This is a genomic window from Sphingobium sp. AP49, from assembly GCF_000281715.2.
Lineage (GTDB): Bacteria > Pseudomonadota > Alphaproteobacteria > Sphingomonadales > Sphingomonadaceae > Sphingobium.
On sequence record NZ_CP124576.1, the window covers coordinates 3,634,480 to 3,650,902 of the forward strand.

General features: G+C 64.2%; 15 protein-coding genes. 7 read left to right on the forward strand and 8 right to left on the reverse strand.

The window, feature by feature from the left end:
* The first annotated feature begins 1 nt into the window (after window position 1).
* The 3 genes from PMI04_RS17415 to PMI04_RS17425 all read left to right on the forward strand — a co-directional run bounded on the left by PMI04_RS17415 (window position 2) and on the right by PMI04_RS17425 (window position 4,422).
* The gene (locus PMI04_RS17415; RefSeq protein ID WP_007713692.1) at window positions 2-2,119 is read left to right on the forward strand and encodes a TonB-dependent receptor; all 2,118 of its coding nucleotides are present in this window, start codon (window positions 2-4) and stop codon (window positions 2,117-2,119) included.
* 167 nt (window positions 2,120-2,286) lie between these two features.
* Window positions 2,287-3,405: a DUF47 family protein gene (locus tag PMI04_RS17420; RefSeq protein ID WP_007713694.1), complete on the forward strand. Its 1,119-nt coding sequence runs from the start codon at window positions 2,287-2,289 to the stop codon at window positions 3,403-3,405.
* A 15-nt stretch (window positions 3,406-3,420) separates the two neighbouring features.
* A complete protein-coding gene (locus tag PMI04_RS17425) occupies window positions 3,421-4,422 on the forward strand; it encodes an inorganic phosphate transporter (protein ID WP_007713697.1) in 1,002 nt (333 codons plus the stop codon).
* 133 nt (window positions 4,423-4,555) lie between these two features.
* Here PMI04_RS17425 and PMI04_RS17430 read toward each other — a convergent pair whose 3' ends face one another.
* Window positions 4,556-4,729, reverse strand: a complete 174-nt coding sequence (locus PMI04_RS17430) for a hypothetical protein (RefSeq protein ID WP_004208258.1) — start codon at window positions 4,727-4,729, stop codon at window positions 4,556-4,558.
* A 140-nt stretch (window positions 4,730-4,869) separates the two neighbouring features.
* On the opposite strand from PMI04_RS17430, the gene PMI04_RS17435 reads away from it, so the two are divergent.
* Window positions 4,870-6,285: an XRE family transcriptional regulator gene (locus tag PMI04_RS17435; RefSeq protein WP_007713698.1), complete on the forward strand. Its 1,416-nt coding sequence runs from the start codon at window positions 4,870-4,872 to the stop codon at window positions 6,283-6,285.
* A 14-nt stretch (window positions 6,286-6,299) separates the two neighbouring features.
* Here the strand turns inward: PMI04_RS17435 and PMI04_RS17440 are convergent, their stop codons facing one another.
* The 4 genes from PMI04_RS17440 to PMI04_RS17455 all read right to left on the reverse strand — a co-directional run bounded on the left by PMI04_RS17440 (window position 6,300) and on the right by PMI04_RS17455 (window position 11,926).
* Window positions 6,300-7,748: a hypothetical protein gene (locus tag PMI04_RS17440; RefSeq protein WP_007713700.1), complete on the reverse strand. Its 1,449-nt coding sequence runs from the start codon at window positions 7,746-7,748 to the stop codon at window positions 6,300-6,302.
* Window positions 7,749-7,780: 32 nt separating this feature from the next.
* Window positions 7,781-8,101: a hypothetical protein gene (locus tag PMI04_RS17445; RefSeq protein ID WP_007713702.1), complete on the reverse strand. Its 321-nt coding sequence runs from the start codon at window positions 8,099-8,101 to the stop codon at window positions 7,781-7,783.
* Window positions 8,102-8,316: 215 nt separating this feature from the next.
* The gene (locus tag PMI04_RS17450; protein ID WP_007713703.1) at window positions 8,317-10,725 is read right to left on the reverse strand and encodes a TonB-dependent receptor; all 2,409 of its coding nucleotides are present in this window, start codon (window positions 10,723-10,725) and stop codon (window positions 8,317-8,319) included.
* Window positions 10,726-11,083: 358 nt separating this feature from the next.
* Complete coding sequence (locus PMI04_RS17455; protein WP_283184811.1) at window positions 11,084-11,926, reverse strand: cold-shock protein; 843 nt, start codon at window positions 11,924-11,926, stop codon at window positions 11,084-11,086.
* A gap of 233 nt (window positions 11,927-12,159) precedes the next feature.
* On the opposite strand from PMI04_RS17455, the gene PMI04_RS17460 reads away from it, so the two are divergent.
* From PMI04_RS17460 to PMI04_RS17470, 3 genes are read left to right on the forward strand one after another with little or no spacing between them, the layout of a single operon-like run.
* A complete protein-coding gene (locus PMI04_RS17460; RefSeq protein WP_007708509.1) occupies window positions 12,160-12,777 on the forward strand; it encodes a ribonuclease D in 618 nt (205 codons plus the stop codon).
* A 19-nt stretch (window positions 12,778-12,796) separates the two neighbouring features.
* Entirely contained in the window at window positions 12,797-13,444 is a 648-nt protein-coding gene (locus PMI04_RS17465) for a hypothetical protein (protein ID WP_007708510.1), read from the forward strand.
* The gene (locus tag PMI04_RS17470) at window positions 13,444-14,007 is read left to right on the forward strand and encodes an LptA/OstA family protein (RefSeq protein WP_007708511.1); all 564 of its coding nucleotides are present in this window, start codon (window positions 13,444-13,446) and stop codon (window positions 14,005-14,007) included. Before PMI04_RS17465 ends, PMI04_RS17470 begins: the two co-directional genes overlap by 1 nt.
* 25 nt (window positions 14,008-14,032) lie before the next feature.
* Here the strand turns inward: PMI04_RS17470 and PMI04_RS17475 are convergent, their stop codons facing one another.
* The 3 genes from PMI04_RS17475 to kdsB form a co-directional block, all read right to left on the reverse strand.
* A complete protein-coding gene (locus tag PMI04_RS17475) occupies window positions 14,033-14,863 on the reverse strand; it encodes a hypothetical protein (RefSeq protein ID WP_037486084.1) in 831 nt (276 codons plus the stop codon).
* Window positions 14,864-15,026: 163 nt separating this feature from the next.
* Complete coding sequence (locus tag PMI04_RS17480; RefSeq protein WP_007708513.1) at window positions 15,027-15,620, reverse strand: histidine phosphatase family protein; 594 nt, start codon at window positions 15,618-15,620, stop codon at window positions 15,027-15,029.
* Entirely contained in the window at window positions 15,617-16,420 is an 804-nt protein-coding gene (gene kdsB / locus PMI04_RS17485) for a 3-deoxy-manno-octulosonate cytidylyltransferase (protein ID WP_007708514.1), read from the reverse strand. Before kdsB ends, PMI04_RS17480 begins: the two co-directional genes overlap by 4 nt.
* Between the last annotated feature and the right edge of the window lie 3 nt (window positions 16,421-16,423).

Consider the following 16,423-nt stretch of genomic DNA (forward strand, 5'->3'; position numbering starts at 1 on the left):
GATGTTCCGCCCCTCGCCGCTGCGCGCCGGCTGCGCCCTTTCCGCGCTGTGCCTTTCCCTTCCCGCCTTCGCGCAAAGCGCCGCCAAGCCCGATGCCGGCGACCAGGCCTATCATGATGAGCAGGCCAATATCGTCGTCACTGCGATCATCCCCCGCAAGCAGGGCGACATCCTGTCAGGCACGACGGTCGTGTCGGGCGAGCAACTGACTCGCGAACTGCGCCCGACGATCGGCGAGACGCTGGCGCGGCAGCCCGGCGTGTCCGCCACCTCCTTCGGCCCCAATGCCTCCCGCCCGGTGCTGCGCGGCTTCCAGGGCGAGCGCGTGCGCATCCTAACCGACGGCATCGGCAGCTTCGACGTGTCCAACACCTCGGTCGACCATGCCGTCGCGATCAACCCGCTGACCGCCGACCGGATCGAGGTGCTGCGCGGCCCGGCCGCCCTGCTCTATGGTTCGTCCGCGATCGGCGGCGTCGTCAATGTGATCGACAGCCGTATTCCGCGCCGCGTGCCCGACGAGCCGGTGCATGTCGACGCGATCGGCACCTATGGCAGCGCGTCGAACGAGCGCACCGGGTCGGGCGAGCTGGAAGTGCCGCTGAGCGACAAGTTCGTCGTCCATGTCGACGGCAGCTATTCCAAGACCGGCGACCTCGACACCGGTTCCTATATCCTGACCCCGGCGCTGCGCGCGCAGGCGGCGGCGAGCAGCGATCCCGACATTCAGGATCTGGCGAGCTTGCACGGCAAGCTGCCCAACAGTGCGGCGGAAACCTGGGAAATCGCGGCCGGCGCGGCGCTGATCACCGATGGCGGCAATCTGGGCTTCTCGGTCGCGCACACCGACAATTTCTATGGCGTGCCGGTACGCTATTCGCTCGATCCCGATGGCGAAGCGGAACAGGTGCGGCTGCACATGAAGCAGGACCGCGTCGACATGCGCGCCGAAGTGCCGGTCAATGGCGGGTTCCTCGACACGATCCGGCTGCGCGCGGGCTTTGCCGACTATCAGCATCAGGAGATCGAGGACACCGGCGAGGTCGGCACCACCTTCTACAACCAGTCGATGGAATCGCGACTGGAACTGGTGCAGGCCAAGCGCGGCGGCTGGGACGGGGCGATCGGCGCGCAATTCTTTACCCGCAAATTCTATGTCGTGGGCGAAGAGAAGTTCCTGCCGCGCAACCAGACCGACCAACTGGGCCTGTTCACCTTGCAGTCGATCGACCTGGGGTCGACCCGCGTGGAAGTCGGCGGCCGTTACGAGCATACCGATGTCAGCGCCGATGCCGACGCTACGCTGTTCAACCCGGCCTATGACCGCAATTTCGATACCTTCTCAGGCTCGATCGGCGCCAGCCACCAGATCGTGCCGGGCTGGCGGGTGGGCCTCAACCTGTCGCGCACCGAACGCGCGCCGTCGGCCGAAGAGCTGTTCGCCCGCGGCAATCATGCCGGCACCCAGGCGTTCGAACTGGGCAACCCGGATTTCGGCAAGGAAAAGAGCTGGGGCATCGAAGGCACGCTGCGCGGCGAAGGCCCGGGCTATACCGTGGCGCTGTCGGCCTATCATAACTGGTTCTCCGGCTACATCTATGACACGCAGGTCGCCGACGATGCCTGCATGGCGGTGAATGGCGGGGAAGAACTGGAATTCCCCTGCTTCCAATATCATCAGGCCGACGCGCGCTATCTGGGCTTCGAGGCGGAAGCGACGGTCAAGCTGGGCGAGGTCGGCGGCTACAAGATCAACGCCGATGGCGTGGCCGACTATGTCCGCGCGACCATCATCGACAATGGCCCGGCACCGCGCATCCCGCCGATGCGCCTGATGGGCGGGCTGGAAGCCCAGAGCGATCGCCTGAGCATCCGCGGCGAGGTGGAGCACAGCTTCGCGCAAAACCGCACTGCCGTGCAGGAGACCGACACCGATGGCTTCACCCTGGTCAACGCATCGATCGCCTGGAAGCCGTTCAAGGATAATAACCGCACGACGCTGATGCTGTCGGCGAACAATATCTTTGACGTCGAAGCCCGCCGCGCGGCGAGCTTCCTCAAGGATTATGCGCCGCTCGCCGGGCGCGACATCCGCCTGACGGCGCGGCTGTCGATCTGACACCAGCCTCCCATGCGTTCCCTAGCGGGGCGCCGCTCGCTCCCTTCGCCTGGCCCCCTGGGCGAAGGGAGCGATTGCAAAAAATGACATTTTCGTTACATAGCGCCGATGGAACGCGTTGCGGCAGCATATGAGGATTCGGGCAGGTCGCCCGTGAGCCGCCGATAATGCGCCAGATTGCCGCTCTCCCCTACACCAGCGATCCGATCGACGGGTCGATGCAGATCCTGCTGATCACATCGCGCGACACCGGCCGCTGGGTGATCCCCAAGGGCAATCGCATCAAGGGCCTGGCCGGCCATCGCGCCGCCGAGGTCGAGGCGTTCGAGGAAGCGGGCATTCATGGCATCGCCTGTCCCGCGCCGATCGGTCGATACAGCTATGACAAGCGCAAGCGCAGCGGCAAGTCGCGCGAGGCGAGCGTCGAGGTTTTTCCGCTTGCCGTCACCGGCCATCTGACGCAATGGCCCGAAAAAGGGCAGCGCGAGTTGCGCTGGTTTTCCGTCGCCGAAGCCGCAAAGGCCGTCGACGAACCCGATCTTCAATCGATCATCGCGGCTTTCCGCGAACCACCCGCTGATCCGGGCTGGTTCCTCCGGTTGCTGCTGGCGATCCGCGAGAAGCAAAGTGAAAGGACTGGAATGCTGCGCTGGTTTCACGCGCTGATGCCCAAGCAGGGGCGCTTCTTCGAGCAATTCGAGGATCATGCCGCCACCCTGGTTGCCGGCGCCGATGCCCTGGCCAAGCTGCTCAAGGGCGGCCCGGACATGGCCGAGCATATCAAGGAGATATCGGACCGCGAGCATGAAGCGGACGACATCATCCGCGACGTGCTGCAGGACGTCCGCCGCATCTTCGTCACCCCGTTCGACCGCAGCGCCATCACCGGCCTGATCGGCGTGATGGACGACGCGATCGACCAGATGAACCAGACCGCCAAGGCAATCGCGCTGTACGAGGTCAAGGACTTCGCGCCGCAGATGCAGGACATGAGCGCGTTGATCGTCGAATGCGCGCGGATCACGGCGGAGGCGATGCCGCTGCTGCGATCGCTCAACATCAACTCGGCCCGCCTGCACGACCTGACCGAACGGCTGGTCAAGCTGGAAGGCCATGCCGACATATTGCATGAGGCGGGCCTCAAGGCTCTCTACCAACAGGCCCGTGCCGGCAATCCGATGGACTTCATCGTCGGCAACGAAATCTACAGCCATCTGGAAAAGGTGACCGACCGGTTCGAGGACGTCGCCAACGAGATTTCCGGCCTGGTCATCGACCACGCCTGACAGGCCTGACCGGATATGGAAGCCCATCTCGCCTTCCCGCTGCTGATCGCGCTGATCGGCGTCGCGCTGCTGTTCGATTTCCTGAACGGCCTGCACGACGCCGCCAACTCGATCGCGACCATCGTGTCGACGCGGGTCCTGAAACCCCAATATGCGGTCGCCTGGGCCGCCTTCTTCAACTTCATCGCCTTCCTCTTCTTTGGCCTGCATGTCGCCGAGACGGTGGGCAAGGGCATCGTCAGCGCGGACATCATCGATGCGTCGGTGATCTTCGGCGCGCTGATGGGGGCGATCGCCTGGAACCTGATCACCTGGGGGCTGGGCATTCCCTCCTCCTCCAGCCATGCGCTGGTCGGCGGCCTGCTGGGCGCGGGCACGGCTAAGGCAGGCTTGGCGGCAATCGTATGGAACGGCGTGTTCACGACCAGCGCGGCGATCGTGATATCCCCCGCCATCGGCCTGTTCCTGGCGCTGATGCTGGTGCTGGCGATCAGCTGGATCTTCCGCAAGTTCACGCCGCAGGGCGCGGACCGGGTGTTCCGCAAGCTGCAACTGGTTTCCGCATCGCTCTATTCGCTGGGCCATGGCGGCAATGACGCGCAGAAGACGATGGGCATCATCGCGGTGCTGCTCTATTCGCAGGGGCTGTTGACCGGCGGCTTCCATGTGCCGATGTGGGTGGTGCTGAGCTGCCAGGCGGCGATGGGCCTGGGCACGCTGCTGGGTGGTTGGAAGATCGTCCACACCATGGGGTCGAAGATCACCCGCCTCACCCCGGCGCAGGGCTTTTGCGCGGAAACCGGCGGCGCGATCACCCTGTTCGTATTCACGCATCTGGGTGTGCCGGTATCGACCACCCACACCATCACCGGCGCCATCGTCGGCGTGGGCGCATCCCGCCGGCTGTCGGCGGTGCGCTGGAACGTCGCGTCGAGCATCATCGTCGCCTGGGTCGTGACCCTGCCGGCGGCGGCCGCGATCGGCGCGCTGTTCTATGGGCTGACGCGTTTGTTCTGACCGGAACAGGCCGAGACAAGAAAATGGGCGCGGGAGTGATCCCGCGCCCTTTTCTTGTTCCACCTTCGTCATTGCGAGCGCAGCGAAGCAATCCATGGATTGCTGCGGGCCTGCGGCCCTCGCTATGACGGACTTACGCCACGCGACCGAGGCGGTGGTAGAGATTGGCATATTTGACCGATTCCGGCTGGTCCTGCACTTCCTTGAGATAGTGGGCGATGGCGGTGCGGATCAGGCCGAAATCCTCCTGGCTGAAGACCGCGCGCGAACGGGCGGGCTGGGGCGCTTCCATCGTATCGGTCGTCATGTTCCTGTCCTTCTTCTGTTTGGCAGTAGATCGTTGATGACAGCGATATTGACACATGAAGGGCAAAGCGGAAGGGCGATGAGTGGCCGCAAGTCACGACACGACTTGTTCATATTGTCAAATCATGACAATATGACCTGATGGCAGATGTGACCGACCGGAAACTCTATCTCGGCCCTAAATTGCGGGTATTGCGCCGCGAACTCGGGCTGAACCAGACGCGCATGGCCGAGGAACTGGGCGTGTCGCCCAGCTATCTCAACCATCTGGAGCGCAACCAGCGGCCGCTGACGGCGCAGATCCTGCTGCGGCTGGCCAATACCTATGACATCGACATTCGCGACTTCACCGCGAGCAGCCAGGATGGCGCGGCGAGCGATCTGGCCGAGATATTGTCCGATGCGCTGGTGCGGGACATCGGCATTGCGCGCGATGAAGTGCTGGAAGTCGCGGAAAATTATCCCGGCGTCAACGAGGCGATCGGCCGCTTCTACCGCGCCCTGGCCGACCTGCGCCGCCTGCCCGATCAGATGCAGGCGAGCGGGCGCGGTGGCGCCCCTGCCCCGCTGGTCGCGCCGGTCGACTGGTGGCGCGAGACGGTGGCCAAGGCCGGCAATCATTTCGCCGAGATCGACGCGGCGGCCGAGGGACTGGCGGCGGAGTTGGAGGAAGAGCCGGCGCTGTTGCAGGCGGGATTGCGCGCGCGGCTGAAAGAGCGGCATGGCATGGCGGTACAGTTGGTCCGCGCCGATGTGCTGGCCGGGACGCTGCGCCATTATGACATGCACCGGCGGCGGCTGATGCTGAGCGAGCGACTGCCGGCATCGGGGCGGCTGTTCGCCATGGCCTATCAATTCTGCGCGCAGGAAATGGCGGACCTGATCACGGCACAGGTTGCGCGCACCGGGCCGCCGGATGAGGACAGCCGCCGTCTCGCCAGCATTGCGCTCACCAACTATGCCGCTGCGGCGCTCATCATGCCCTATGACCGGTTCCGCCAGGCGGCGGAGGCAAGCCGGCATGACCTTCCCCTGCTGCGCGCCCGCTTCGGCGTGTCGACCGAGCAACTGGCGCACCGGCTGACCAGCCTCAACCGCACCGGCGCGCGCGGCATCCCCTTCTTCATGGTGCGGATCGACCGGGCGGGGATCGTGTCCAAGCGCTTCGATGGAGAGGCCTATCCCTTTGCCCGCTATGGCGGCACCTGTCCGCGCTGGGACGTGCATGCGGCCGATGCGCCTGACATCGTGTTGCCGCAACTGATCGAGACGCTGGACGAGCGGCGCTTCCTGACCCTGGCGATCGCCCTGCCCCGTGCCGATGGCGCGCGCGGGCGACAGGTGATTGCGCTCGGCTGCGAGGCGAAACATGCCGGGCGGATCATCCATGCCGATGGCATCGATACCGAGCGCGACGATGCGGTGACGGTGGGACCGACCTGTCATCTGTGCGAGCGGCGCGACTGCCCGGACCGGGCGCTGCCGCCGGTCACCCGCGCGCTGGACCTGCACAGCTATGAGCGGACGGCCAGCCCCTTCCCGTTCCGGCGGGTTTAGCCCCGCTCCTGCAGTCAGGCCGCCACTGGGCGCGGCTGGGGCGATCGGGCGGAGCGATTCTTCACCCGGCGCATCGGCAGGTTGCGGCAATGACGCTTGAAATAGACGATCTCCAGCAGGGTCGGCCAGATTTCCAGTGAGGAGCGGATCAGCCCAACCTCGTCATCGACCATCCGGCTGACATTCTGCTGAAAGAAATCCGGCTCGAAATCATAGAAGGTGCGCGACAGGCCGGCGGCAAAATGGCCGAGGGCGTCGCGCCGCTCGGTCGTGCGCGCGTCTGCCATGCTCTGGAGCACCCGGTCATGCAAGGCGCGGGCGCTGTCCAATATCTCCTCGCTGTCCTGCAGGCTGACCGCGCCGTCATAGTCGAAGGCGATCGACCATTCGTCGGTGCGCTTGAGACTGGTGCGGATCTTGCGCTTGAGCAGGCCGCAGATCGCCTCGTTGAACACCTCCGACGCCAGCGGATTGCGCATATAGCTGTTTTTGATGTGGGTCTGGGCGGAATCGACATGGGCCGAGACCATGTTCGACTGCTGGATCCACAGGCGATAGATATAATCCTCAAACCGCAAGCGGGTCGGGAAGAAGGGCGGCAGGCCGGTGCGATTGTCATAGCCCGCGACGCCACAGTCCATCCGCCAGTTGAGATTGGTGAGGCAGGGGCGGAAATTGACCAGCACATAGGTGTCGTTGAGCCGTTCGGCATCGACCTCGTCCGGGTCATCCAGGAACATGTCGACGAAATCGACCGCGTCGATGTCGTTGGTGCCGGTGCGGAAGGTCTGCGCCATCTTCACCACCGCCGACCGAGGCAGCCGCCCATCCTGCAGGGTCAGGCTGTTTTCCCGCGCGAAGCCGAGGGAATTGTTGGATTCCAGGTCCATCGCGCTGTCGATCACCAGTTCGCCCTGATCGTAATTGGCCGGCGCGTCGGCCACCGTCTTGCCCAATATGTCGCGGAAGGATTCGAGGATGTCGTAGGATTTGCGGGTATGTCCATTGGCGCCGCGCGGGATGGTCTTGCCCCGGCTGATCTCCCGCTCGCCCAGTGTTTCCGGGCTGTCCTCGATCAGCGCATAGGGGCGCATGTCGTCGTCGGCGCTGACCATCAGGTCACCCAGCGTGTACATCAGGGTGAAGTTGCGGTTGCCGCCATAGCTGGGACGGAAGAGGTTGCGGACCAGCACGTCGAGCTTGCGATCGCGCAGCCGCTTGCAGATGTAGGAGACGAACTGCTCCTTTTCGGCCGGGCCGACATACCAGAGGTCGTTGACCGTCTTGGTCGCCTCCAGCGCGCCGAAATATTTGTCATGATTGGCGACCGAGGAATCGTCGAAGACGATGATCGGCGCGGTCTGGCCGCTGCGGGCGAAATTCTCGTCATAGGCCTCGACGGTCGCGCCGACGTCACGCAGGCGATAGGTCGGGATCACGAAATGCAGGTCGCGTTCGCTCACAAATTGGTCCTTGAGGGATATGGGAATGGGGGTCAGTCGCGCCGGGCGCGGACGGCCAGCAGGGCCGCGAGCGGAGCGCGATCTTCGGCAAGGATCGGGAGATCGCGATGCCCGTCGCGCTGTGCCTGACGCCGGTCGAGGTCACGGCGCCAGCCGTCACGTAGCCGGGCGCCGTGGCAGAGCAGCAATATGCCGAGGCTGGCGAAGGTGAAGCTGGCGGGCGCCAGCGCCATTTCGAGCGGCGTAGTGGCCGGCCCATACAGGGTCAGCGCGCGATGCAGTAACGAACTGCCCGCCGCCGCACCAACGAGCAGCAGGCCCAGGCCGCGCCAGGCGAGATCGCGCCGGGTCATGATGCCCTGCCCCGCTGGAATATCGGGAGAGCCGCGTGGGCGCACGGCCGGATCGACAGGCGTCCGGTCAATCGTGGCCGATCGATGTGCCGCCCGGCATCAGCAGAGGCGGCAGGAGGAGGTCGGTGGGTCATGGGACAAGGGACTTAATGGCCCCCGTCCGTCAAATTCCAGCCGACCTCCAGCCTGTTTTCATAGTATTTGCATAGCGATGATCAGCGACCGCCGAACAGGCCGCTCTTCACCGTCAGTTGCAGCATCACCGCGCGCGGCGCGCCAAGCGAGCCCAATATGTCGCCTTCGCGCACGACATTGGTGCCGGTGCCGGCAGCGGTCGCGCCGACCACCGATCCCCCGACGATGATCAGCTTGTTGGTAAGATTGCGGCCGATCAGGGCCAGTTCCCAGGGCTTGCCGGCGCCGCCGTTGATCGAGAGAGCAGCGTTGAGCTGGATATAATCATCCTGCCGTGTCTTGGGATTGCCCTCGGTCTGGGTGACGTAGGAACTGCTATAGTTGAAATCGACCGACAGCGATCCGCCCAGCCGGTCGGCGAAGCTGTGATCATAGGTGAAGCCGCCCGTGATCGCGACCTCTGGCGCGCGGAACAGGCGCTGCCCGGTCTGGTCCTGATTCTGATAGGGATTGGCGGCCGTGCCATAGGTGGAGGCCGGCAGATTGGGGTTGAGCGGATTGAGATTGCAGCCCTGCGCGATCGACTGGCCCGCATAGCAGCCACCGATGAAATCGGTGTAGCGGGCGTTGTTGTATGCGATGGCGGTATTGAAGGTGAGGCCCGCGAGCGTGCGCGGCCGGATGGTGAGGCTGAGTTCGGCGCCCTTGATCTCCGCTCCGCCCGCATTCTGGGTGAGCTGGGTGAAGGAGGCGTTGTCGTAGCGCGACAGCTGGAGCCCGCTATATTTATAATAATAGCCGACCAGGTCGTAGAGGATCTGCCGGTCGGCGACATAGCCCTTGGTGCCGATCTCGCCGCCCTTGGCGGTCATCTGGTCATAGGACAGGTCAATCGCGGCGCGGCTCTGGTCGGCATCGGTACGCAACCGCGTCGGCACCGTGTTGAAGCCACCCGAGGTAAAGCCCTCGCGATAGGCGGCATAAACGGTGCGATCGCCATCCGCGCGCCAGGTCAGCGTGATGTCGGGCGAAAAATCGGTATAATTCTGCTTGGGGTCGAGGATCTGGATCGGACTGCCCAGCGACGTACCGGTCAGGGATTTGTCCTCCCAACTATACCGGCCACCAACCGCCAGTTCGAGCGGATCGACGATCTTGTAACGGAGCTGGCCAAAGACCGACGTCGCCTTGGTATGGACATCATAATAGGTCGATCCAACGACGAAAGGCGTGCCGAAATTGGTGGTGAAGGCCTGGGTCGTAAGGAAATGCGCATCCTGAAAGAAGCCGCCGACCAGGAAATTGAACGGCCCGTCATAATCGGAAGCAAAGCGCAGTTCCTGACTGAATCCCTTGGCGGTGATGTCGTTGGACGCGCCGAAATAGGGATTGTTGGAGAAACTGAAGCTATCGACCGAACGCTCGCGCAGTCGATAATAGCCGGTGACCGAGGACAGGGTATAGGCGTCGCCGATATCCTGGTCGATGCTGAGCGAGGCCAGGAACTGCTTCGATTTCATGAAGGGGACGCCGTCGCCATAGCTTGGATCGCTCGCGGCCGTCGCCGGGGCCAGAGCCGCATCATAGAAGGTGCGGTTGAGCTTGCAGTCGGTCGCCCCGTACCGGCTGACACCGGCGGGACAATAGATGATCTGGCTGAGCCCGGTGGGACCGACGCCGTCGCGTTCGCGCTGGCCATAATTGACCTTCGCCTTGATCCGGGTCGATCCGCCCGCATCATAGGCGAGCGTACCACGGACGAAGATGTCCTCCGAGTTCAGGCTGTCCGCCCCTCGTCCCGGCGTTACGCCAGCGATCGGCTCTGCAATATTCTCGAACCAGCCATCCTCCTTGGAATAATAGCCGACGACGCGCGCCGCGAGCGCGTCGCCGAGCGGCACCGAGGCGCTGGCCTCGACGAAGCGCTGGTCGGCGGCGAACTCATAGCCGGTGCGCAGCTTCGCCTCGAAATCCTTGCCTGGGTCCTGCGAGATAAGGGACACGATGCCGCCCGGGCTGTTCTTGCCGTAGAAGAGCGCCTGCGGCCCCTTGAGCACCTCGACCCGGCCAAGGTCGATCTGGCCGAGGCGAATGGCATTGCCATAGCTGATCGGCACGCCGTCGAAATTCAGGGTCACGGCGGTTTCGGTCGAGGGATTGGAGATGCCGGCGCCGATACCGCGCAGGTTGATCGAGCCGCCGACCTGATTCTGCGATTCGGCGATGACCAGTTGCGGCACCTGCTGGCTGATCGCCTGGAAGCTGGTGGTGGCATAGCGTTCGATCTGGTCGGTCGAGAGGGCCGAGACGGCAACCGGCACATCGATCAGCCGTTCGTCGCGTTTGCGGGCGGTGACAATGATCTCGCCCGCCCCGGCATCGGTCACAGCCGTCGCAGGGACAGCATCCTGCGCATCGGCCGCCGGTATGGCGAACGGCAAGCCGATGGCAACAGTCGTCAAGATACGGCAGAGCAAGGCCTGCTTCATAACATCCTCCCTTATGTCGCAATCCGTCAGCACACAGCGGATGCAATCATCTTAGGCAGAGGATTATGGGAGGAAGGCACAGACCAAGCAAATCACCGAAAAGGCCATCCATGGCCATGAAAAGCCCAGGCAAGGGCTAGAACCGACCCGATGGTTACTTTCCATAACCGTAGAAAACCCCCGAGTTCAGGCGATTTTGCCTGAACTAACAAACATGATGTTGACTTCATGATGGCGGCGAAATTCAGCACATCGCTTTGACGATATTCACAACATACAGAAAAAGGGGCCGCCGGGCAGGCGACCCCTTTCCTATTCCGCCACAGCGCCCCGCGTGCGAGGGCGCTATGTCGTCCGATCAATCGGCCTTGTTCTGCAGGTTGACGGCGGCATATTTCCCGCGACGGTCAACTTCCAGCTCGAAATCAAGACGATCGCCCTCATTGAGGGCCGCCATACCGGCGCGCTCGACGGCACTGATATGCACGAAGGCATCGGGCTGGCCATCATCGCGCTGAATGAAGCCAAAGCCCTTCATCGCGTTGAAGAACTTGACCGTGCCGCTCGCGCGTTCACCGGTCAGTTGACGCTGCGGTCCACGCTCGGGGGCGCCACCAAAGCCACCAGCGCGCGGTTCGCGCGGTTCACGCGGCGGACCACGGTCGGTGACCGGAAGCGGTTCGCCATCGATCACCAGATCGGTTGCCGACACCTTGCCGCCACGATCGACCAGCGTGAAGCCAAGCGGCTGGCCTTCAGCCAGACCGGTCAGACCAGCCTGCTCGACCGCACTGATGTGCACGAACACATCTTCGCCGCCGTCTTCACGAACGATGAAGCCGAAGCCCTTCTGTCCATTGAAGAACTTGACGACACCCTTGCCTTCGCCAACGACCTGGGCGGGCATGCCGCGACCACCGCCGCCGCCGCCGCCAAAACCGCCGCCGCCGCCGAAGCCGCCGCGACCACCGCCGCCGCCGCCAAAGCCGCCGCGGTCACCGCCGCCGAAGCCGCCACGATCGCCGCCGAAGCCGCCACCGCCGCCGCCAAAGCCACCCCGGTCACCACCGAAACCACCACGATCGCCGCCGAAGCCACCACCGCCGAAGCCGCGGCTGCCCTGATCATAGAAATTATCGTCGCCGAAACCGTCGCGCTTGTCCTTGCCGCGCCCGCCGCGGCGCCCTCTGTCAAAACTCATGCCCTGTTAGTCACTTTCGCTTCGCCCCAAGACACACGGACACAACATGTCGGGCGAATGACATGCACAATCCACCGCAAAGTCGCGGTTTGGGAATCACTATATCAACTTTTCCGGGCAGCGCGAATGATTTTACATATCAGCCCAAAAGGAGCCCCCACGCCCCGTTGCAAAGGCGATACCAGCCAAAGCGTCGATTGCGGTATCCCCCGTTTGCCCATAGAGGGAAGAGCATGACCGTTCATTTTCATGAAGAAGACCTGCCCGAAGGCGTATTGGCCCCCGGCCCGATCGCCGTCGACACCGAAACCATGGGGCTGATCACGCCCCGCGATCGCCTGTGCGTCGTCCAGATCAGCGATGGCAAGGGCGACGAGCATCTGGTGCGCTTCAATCCGGGCAGCGACTATGCCGCCCCCAATCTGAAGGCGGTGCTGGCGGACCCGGCGCGAATCAAGCTCTATCATTTCGGCCGCTTCGACATCGCCGCCCTGCGCCATTATCTGGGCGTGGTGGCAGCCCCGGTCTATTGCACCAAGATCGCGTCCAAGCTGGTCCGCACCTATACCGACCGTCACGGCCTGAAGGAACTGGTCCGCGAATTGCTGGGCCAGGACATCAGCAAGCAGCAACAGTCCAGCGACTGGGGCGGCCCCGTCCTGTCGGACGCACAGAAGGACTATGCGGCGTCGGACGTCCGCTATCTCCATGCGCTGAAGGCGGAACTGGACAAGCGCCTGGTGCGTGAAGGCCGTATGGAACTGGCCCAGGCCTGCTTCGACTTCCTGCCGCATCGCGCCGAACTCGACCTGGCCGGCTGGCCCGAGATCGACATCTTCTCGCACATGTAAGGGCGGAACCACAGGCAGCATGTCCATCCAGGCCGATCAGCAACGCCATGCGCGCCACCATTGGGCGCGTCCGGGCGGCCGCCATGACCGGCTGGTGCGTACGCTCAAAAATTATCTGCCCGTGGCGGTCGGCGCGCTGACCGCCCTGCTTGCGACCGCCCCCTTCACCGGCGGCGACAAGGTCAGCTTCGTGCTCGACAAGAACAAGGTCGAAGTGGCGAAGGAACGGATGCGCGTATCCGAAGCGCTGTATCGCGGCCAGGACAGCAAGGGACAGCCCTTTTCCCTGCGCGCCGGTTCGGCGGTCCAGAAGAGCTCACGCGAACCGATCGTCGACCTGCGCGACATGTCCGCGCGCATCCTGTTGACCGAAGGCCCCGCCGTGCTGAATGCGCAGAAGGGGCGCTACGACATGGCGACGGAGCGAGTCGCGATCGTCGGGCCGGTCCAGTTTGAAGCCGCGGGCGGCTATCGCCTGGTCACCCGCGATGTCGGCATAGACCTGCAGACCCGACGAATGAAAAGCGCCGGCCGGGTCGACGGACGCATTCCGATCGGTACGTTCAGCGGGGATCATCTGGAAGCGGACATGAATGCCCGCACGGTCACGCTCAACGGCCGGGCGAGCTTGCGCATCGAGCAAAATGGCCTCAAAGGGCAGAACTGATGAAACGCACCCTCATCCTGCTGTCGACCGTCGCGCTGGGCGCGACCGGCCTCTTCATTGCCGGCGCGGACGCGCAGGTGTTCAAAAATCATGACAGCAATGCGCCCGTCAACTTCACCGCCGACCGAATCGAGGTGCAGGATCGCGCCGATCGCGTCGTGGTGTCGGGCAATGTCGAGGTGACGCAGGCCGGCATGACGCTGAACGCGGCCCGCATGACCGTTGCCTACAAGCAGCAGCCGAACGCCGCTGCGAACACGGGCAACGGCGTGGAGGTCCAACGCATCGACGCTTCGGGCAATGTCGTCATCACCAAGGCCGACCAGACCGCCCGCGGCAATGTCGCCATCTACGACCTCAACAGCCGCCTGATTACCATGCTGGGCAATGTGTCGCTGACCCAGGGCGTGAACCGCCTGACCGGCGGACGACTGGTGATGGATCTCAACAGCGGACGCACGACTGTCGATGGCCGGGCCACCGGTGGTACGGCAGGAACAGCGACCAGCCCGAGCGGCCGCGTATCAGGCACCTTCTCCGTTCCCCAGCGCAAGGGCAACTGAACCAGCAGCGATACGGATCTGCCTGCTATTTCCCTGGAAAAAGCAGGGTGAAGACCATCCGGATGCCCCATTCGGGACCGCCCGCCGGTGCTTGCGCATAATATTTTCCGCCCAGGCCGACCTGCACGCGCTGGCTGCCGATCTTGGTCAGTTGCGATACGGCGACATTGACCGGCACCAGCCAGTTCTTCCCCTTCCAGTCATAGCTGGTTTCGGTGTTCAGGCTGAACGTCGTCGCATGCTTGGTGGTATAGCTGTAGAAGGGCTGCAGGAATGTAGCGCTGACATCCGACCGGTTGTCCTTGCCGGCAATCGACCAGATATGATTGGCCAGGATGCCGACCGTGTTGGGACCGATCTGCTTCAGCAGCAGGCCGGTCGGCCCCGCCCCCCATTTGCCGCCGCCGATATAGCGATCCGTCGCCGTCGGATAGAGGATCGCAGGCCCGACACCCCAAATGATGCCGCTCGACTTCTTGGGCGAAAAGAAGAAGCTCTGGGTCGTATCGCCAAGGCCGAAGGCATCGGTGCCCGGCCCCTGGAAGCTGTTCTGTGTCACCACCGGCAGGATGGTCCGGATGATGACGTTCCAGTTGTCCCCGACACCGACCGGAATGACGGGCTGGATGTTGAGCGTCGATTTGATGCCATCATTCCCTGCACCAAAGTCGAGATTTTCCTGAAAGGGTACGCTGATCAGCGAAGCCACCGGATTGGAGAGCTGCTGGGCCAGGTCCTGCTCCCCGCCACCGGCGGGTGGCGGGCCGGGCGCGATTGGCTGTACAGGCGCATCCGAAGCCTGCGCGTGCGCCACCTGAGGCAGCGCCAATATGGCCGTCATGGCCGATGCAACCATCAGGGACTGGCGCCCCCGAACGGCGATTGGATGCTTCCCCTTGACCATCGCGTACAATCCTCCAACTGGCGCAGCCAGTATGTCGGTGGAGGTCTGCACTGCCAATGGCGGCATTTCGGTAGATGCGGTGGGGACGATTACCTAGGTTCCAGCGATCCAGCCGTCAGGGACGCTCGTCCCAGCGCAGCAGGCGCACCGTGCCATCCGCGTCGACCGCCAGCTCGCCAAAGGCCCCGGTCCGCAATTTCAGCGATGCCGGGGACAGGCCCAGCGCCAACAGGGCAAAGCGCGCGGCACCGTTGCTGGTGACCAGCAGGTCCGTGCCCGATCCACCCCGACCGAACCAGGCATGCCAGGCCGCGATGCGTGCCGGACCGTCCACGACCCAGCCATCGGGCACGATGCCGCGCGCATCCCAATCCGCAATCGCGGCCGCACCGATCCGTGCGGTGACGGCGGCTTCGGGCTGCCCTTCATCCGGGCCGTGATCGATCTCGTCCAACCATGCCAATATGCCATCCGACGGTTGCCCCAGTGCGGCGGCAATAGGCTGCGCCGTCTGTCGGGCACGCTGTAATGGGCCGGAAAAAAGGCGAATCCCGATCAGCCCCTGGCCCGCAAACCATGCGCCCAGTCGCCTGGCCTGGACCACGCCGCTCTCCACCAGCGGGATGTCGGTCCCGGCACCGATCCGGCACGCCTGCGCGCTGTCGACGAACGTATTGCCGTGGCGGATGACGAAGATGCGGCGCGTCATGGCAGCAGCGGCGTGGGATCGCCATGGGCGGCGATCAGCGCTTCGACCCTGGTGATATCGGCTTCCGTATCGATCCCCGAACTGTCGAAGCGCGGCGGATCCACCGGCACCGTCAGGATCGGGATGCCCAGCTCCAGCAGCCGCAACTGCTCCAGCCCCTCCAATTGCTCCAGTGCCGTGGGCGCCGCCGCCTCAAACCGGGCGAGCGCATCAAAGGCATAGCCATAGAGGCCGACATGGCGCCATATCGGCGAACGCGGCTGCGTCGCGCGCAACCGCTGTTCGTCGCGAATGGCCGGAATGATCGTCTTGGAAAACCAGAGCGCTTGCCCGTCGGATGCACGGGCGCACGTCGTTCCACTAAATGGCGAGCGACATTTATGGTCACGCAGCGCATCGAGCGCGGGCCAGTCGAGCGCGATCACCGGCGTGGCGACCTGCGCGCCCGATACCAGCGCAGCGATGACGGCCGCCAGCGCACCTGCCGGCTGGAACGGCGAATCGCCCTGAAGATTGACGACGAAGCGCGGCGGCACCGGACAGGCGCGCGCAGCGGCCAGGGCACGTCCCGATCCGGTCGCAATCGCGCTGTCGGTCATCACCGCCGCGCACCCCGCTTGCCGGGCATGGTCGGCAATCTCGTCATCGTCGGTGGCGACCACCAGATCGACATCGCCCTGCCCGCCGATCGCCGCGCGCGCCATGGCAATCGTTCGATGCAGCAGCGTCCGCCCCGCGATCAGGCGCAGCGGCTTGCGCGGCAGGCGGGACGACCCCGCCCGCGCGGGAATGACGACCAATAT

What these genes read in the sequence shown, in the direction of transcription:
- PMI04_RS17415 (WP_007713692.1), top strand. Translation starts at nt 2, where the DNA reads ATGTTCCGCCCCTCGCCGCTGCGCGCCGGCTGCGCCCTTTCCGCGCTG.
- PMI04_RS17420 (WP_007713694.1), top strand. Translation starts at nt 2,287, where the DNA reads ATGCGCCAGATTGCCGCTCTCCCCTACACCAGCGATCCGATCGACGGG.
- PMI04_RS17425 (WP_007713697.1), top strand. Translation starts at nt 3,421, where the DNA reads ATGGAAGCCCATCTCGCCTTCCCGCTGCTGATCGCGCTGATCGGCGTC.
- PMI04_RS17430 (WP_004208258.1), bottom strand. Translation starts at nt 4,729, where the DNA reads ATGACGACCGATACGATGGAAGCGCCCCAGCCCGCCCGTTCGCGCGCG.
- PMI04_RS17435 (WP_007713698.1), top strand. Translation starts at nt 4,870, where the DNA reads ATGGCAGATGTGACCGACCGGAAACTCTATCTCGGCCCTAAATTGCGG.
- PMI04_RS17445 (WP_007713702.1), bottom strand. Translation starts at nt 8,101, where the DNA reads ATGACCCGGCGCGATCTCGCCTGGCGCGGCCTGGGCCTGCTGCTCGTT.
- PMI04_RS17450 (WP_007713703.1), bottom strand. Translation starts at nt 10,725, where the DNA reads ATGAAGCAGGCCTTGCTCTGCCGTATCTTGACGACTGTTGCCATCGGC.
- PMI04_RS17455 (WP_283184811.1), bottom strand. Translation starts at nt 11,926, where the DNA reads ATGAGTTTTGACAGAGGGCGCCGCGGCGGGCGCGGCAAGGACAAGCGC.
- PMI04_RS17460 (WP_007708509.1), top strand. Translation starts at nt 12,160, where the DNA reads ATGACCGTTCATTTTCATGAAGAAGACCTGCCCGAAGGCGTATTGGCC.
- PMI04_RS17465 (WP_007708510.1), top strand. Translation starts at nt 12,797, where the DNA reads ATGTCCATCCAGGCCGATCAGCAACGCCATGCGCGCCACCATTGGGCG.
- PMI04_RS17470 (WP_007708511.1), top strand. Translation starts at nt 13,444, where the DNA reads ATGAAACGCACCCTCATCCTGCTGTCGACCGTCGCGCTGGGCGCGACC.
- PMI04_RS17475 (WP_037486084.1), bottom strand. Translation starts at nt 14,863, where the DNA reads ATGGTTGCATCGGCCATGACGGCCATATTGGCGCTGCCTCAGGTGGCG.
- PMI04_RS17480 (WP_007708513.1), bottom strand. Translation starts at nt 15,620, where the DNA reads ATGACGCGCCGCATCTTCGTCATCCGCCACGGCAATACGTTCGTCGAC.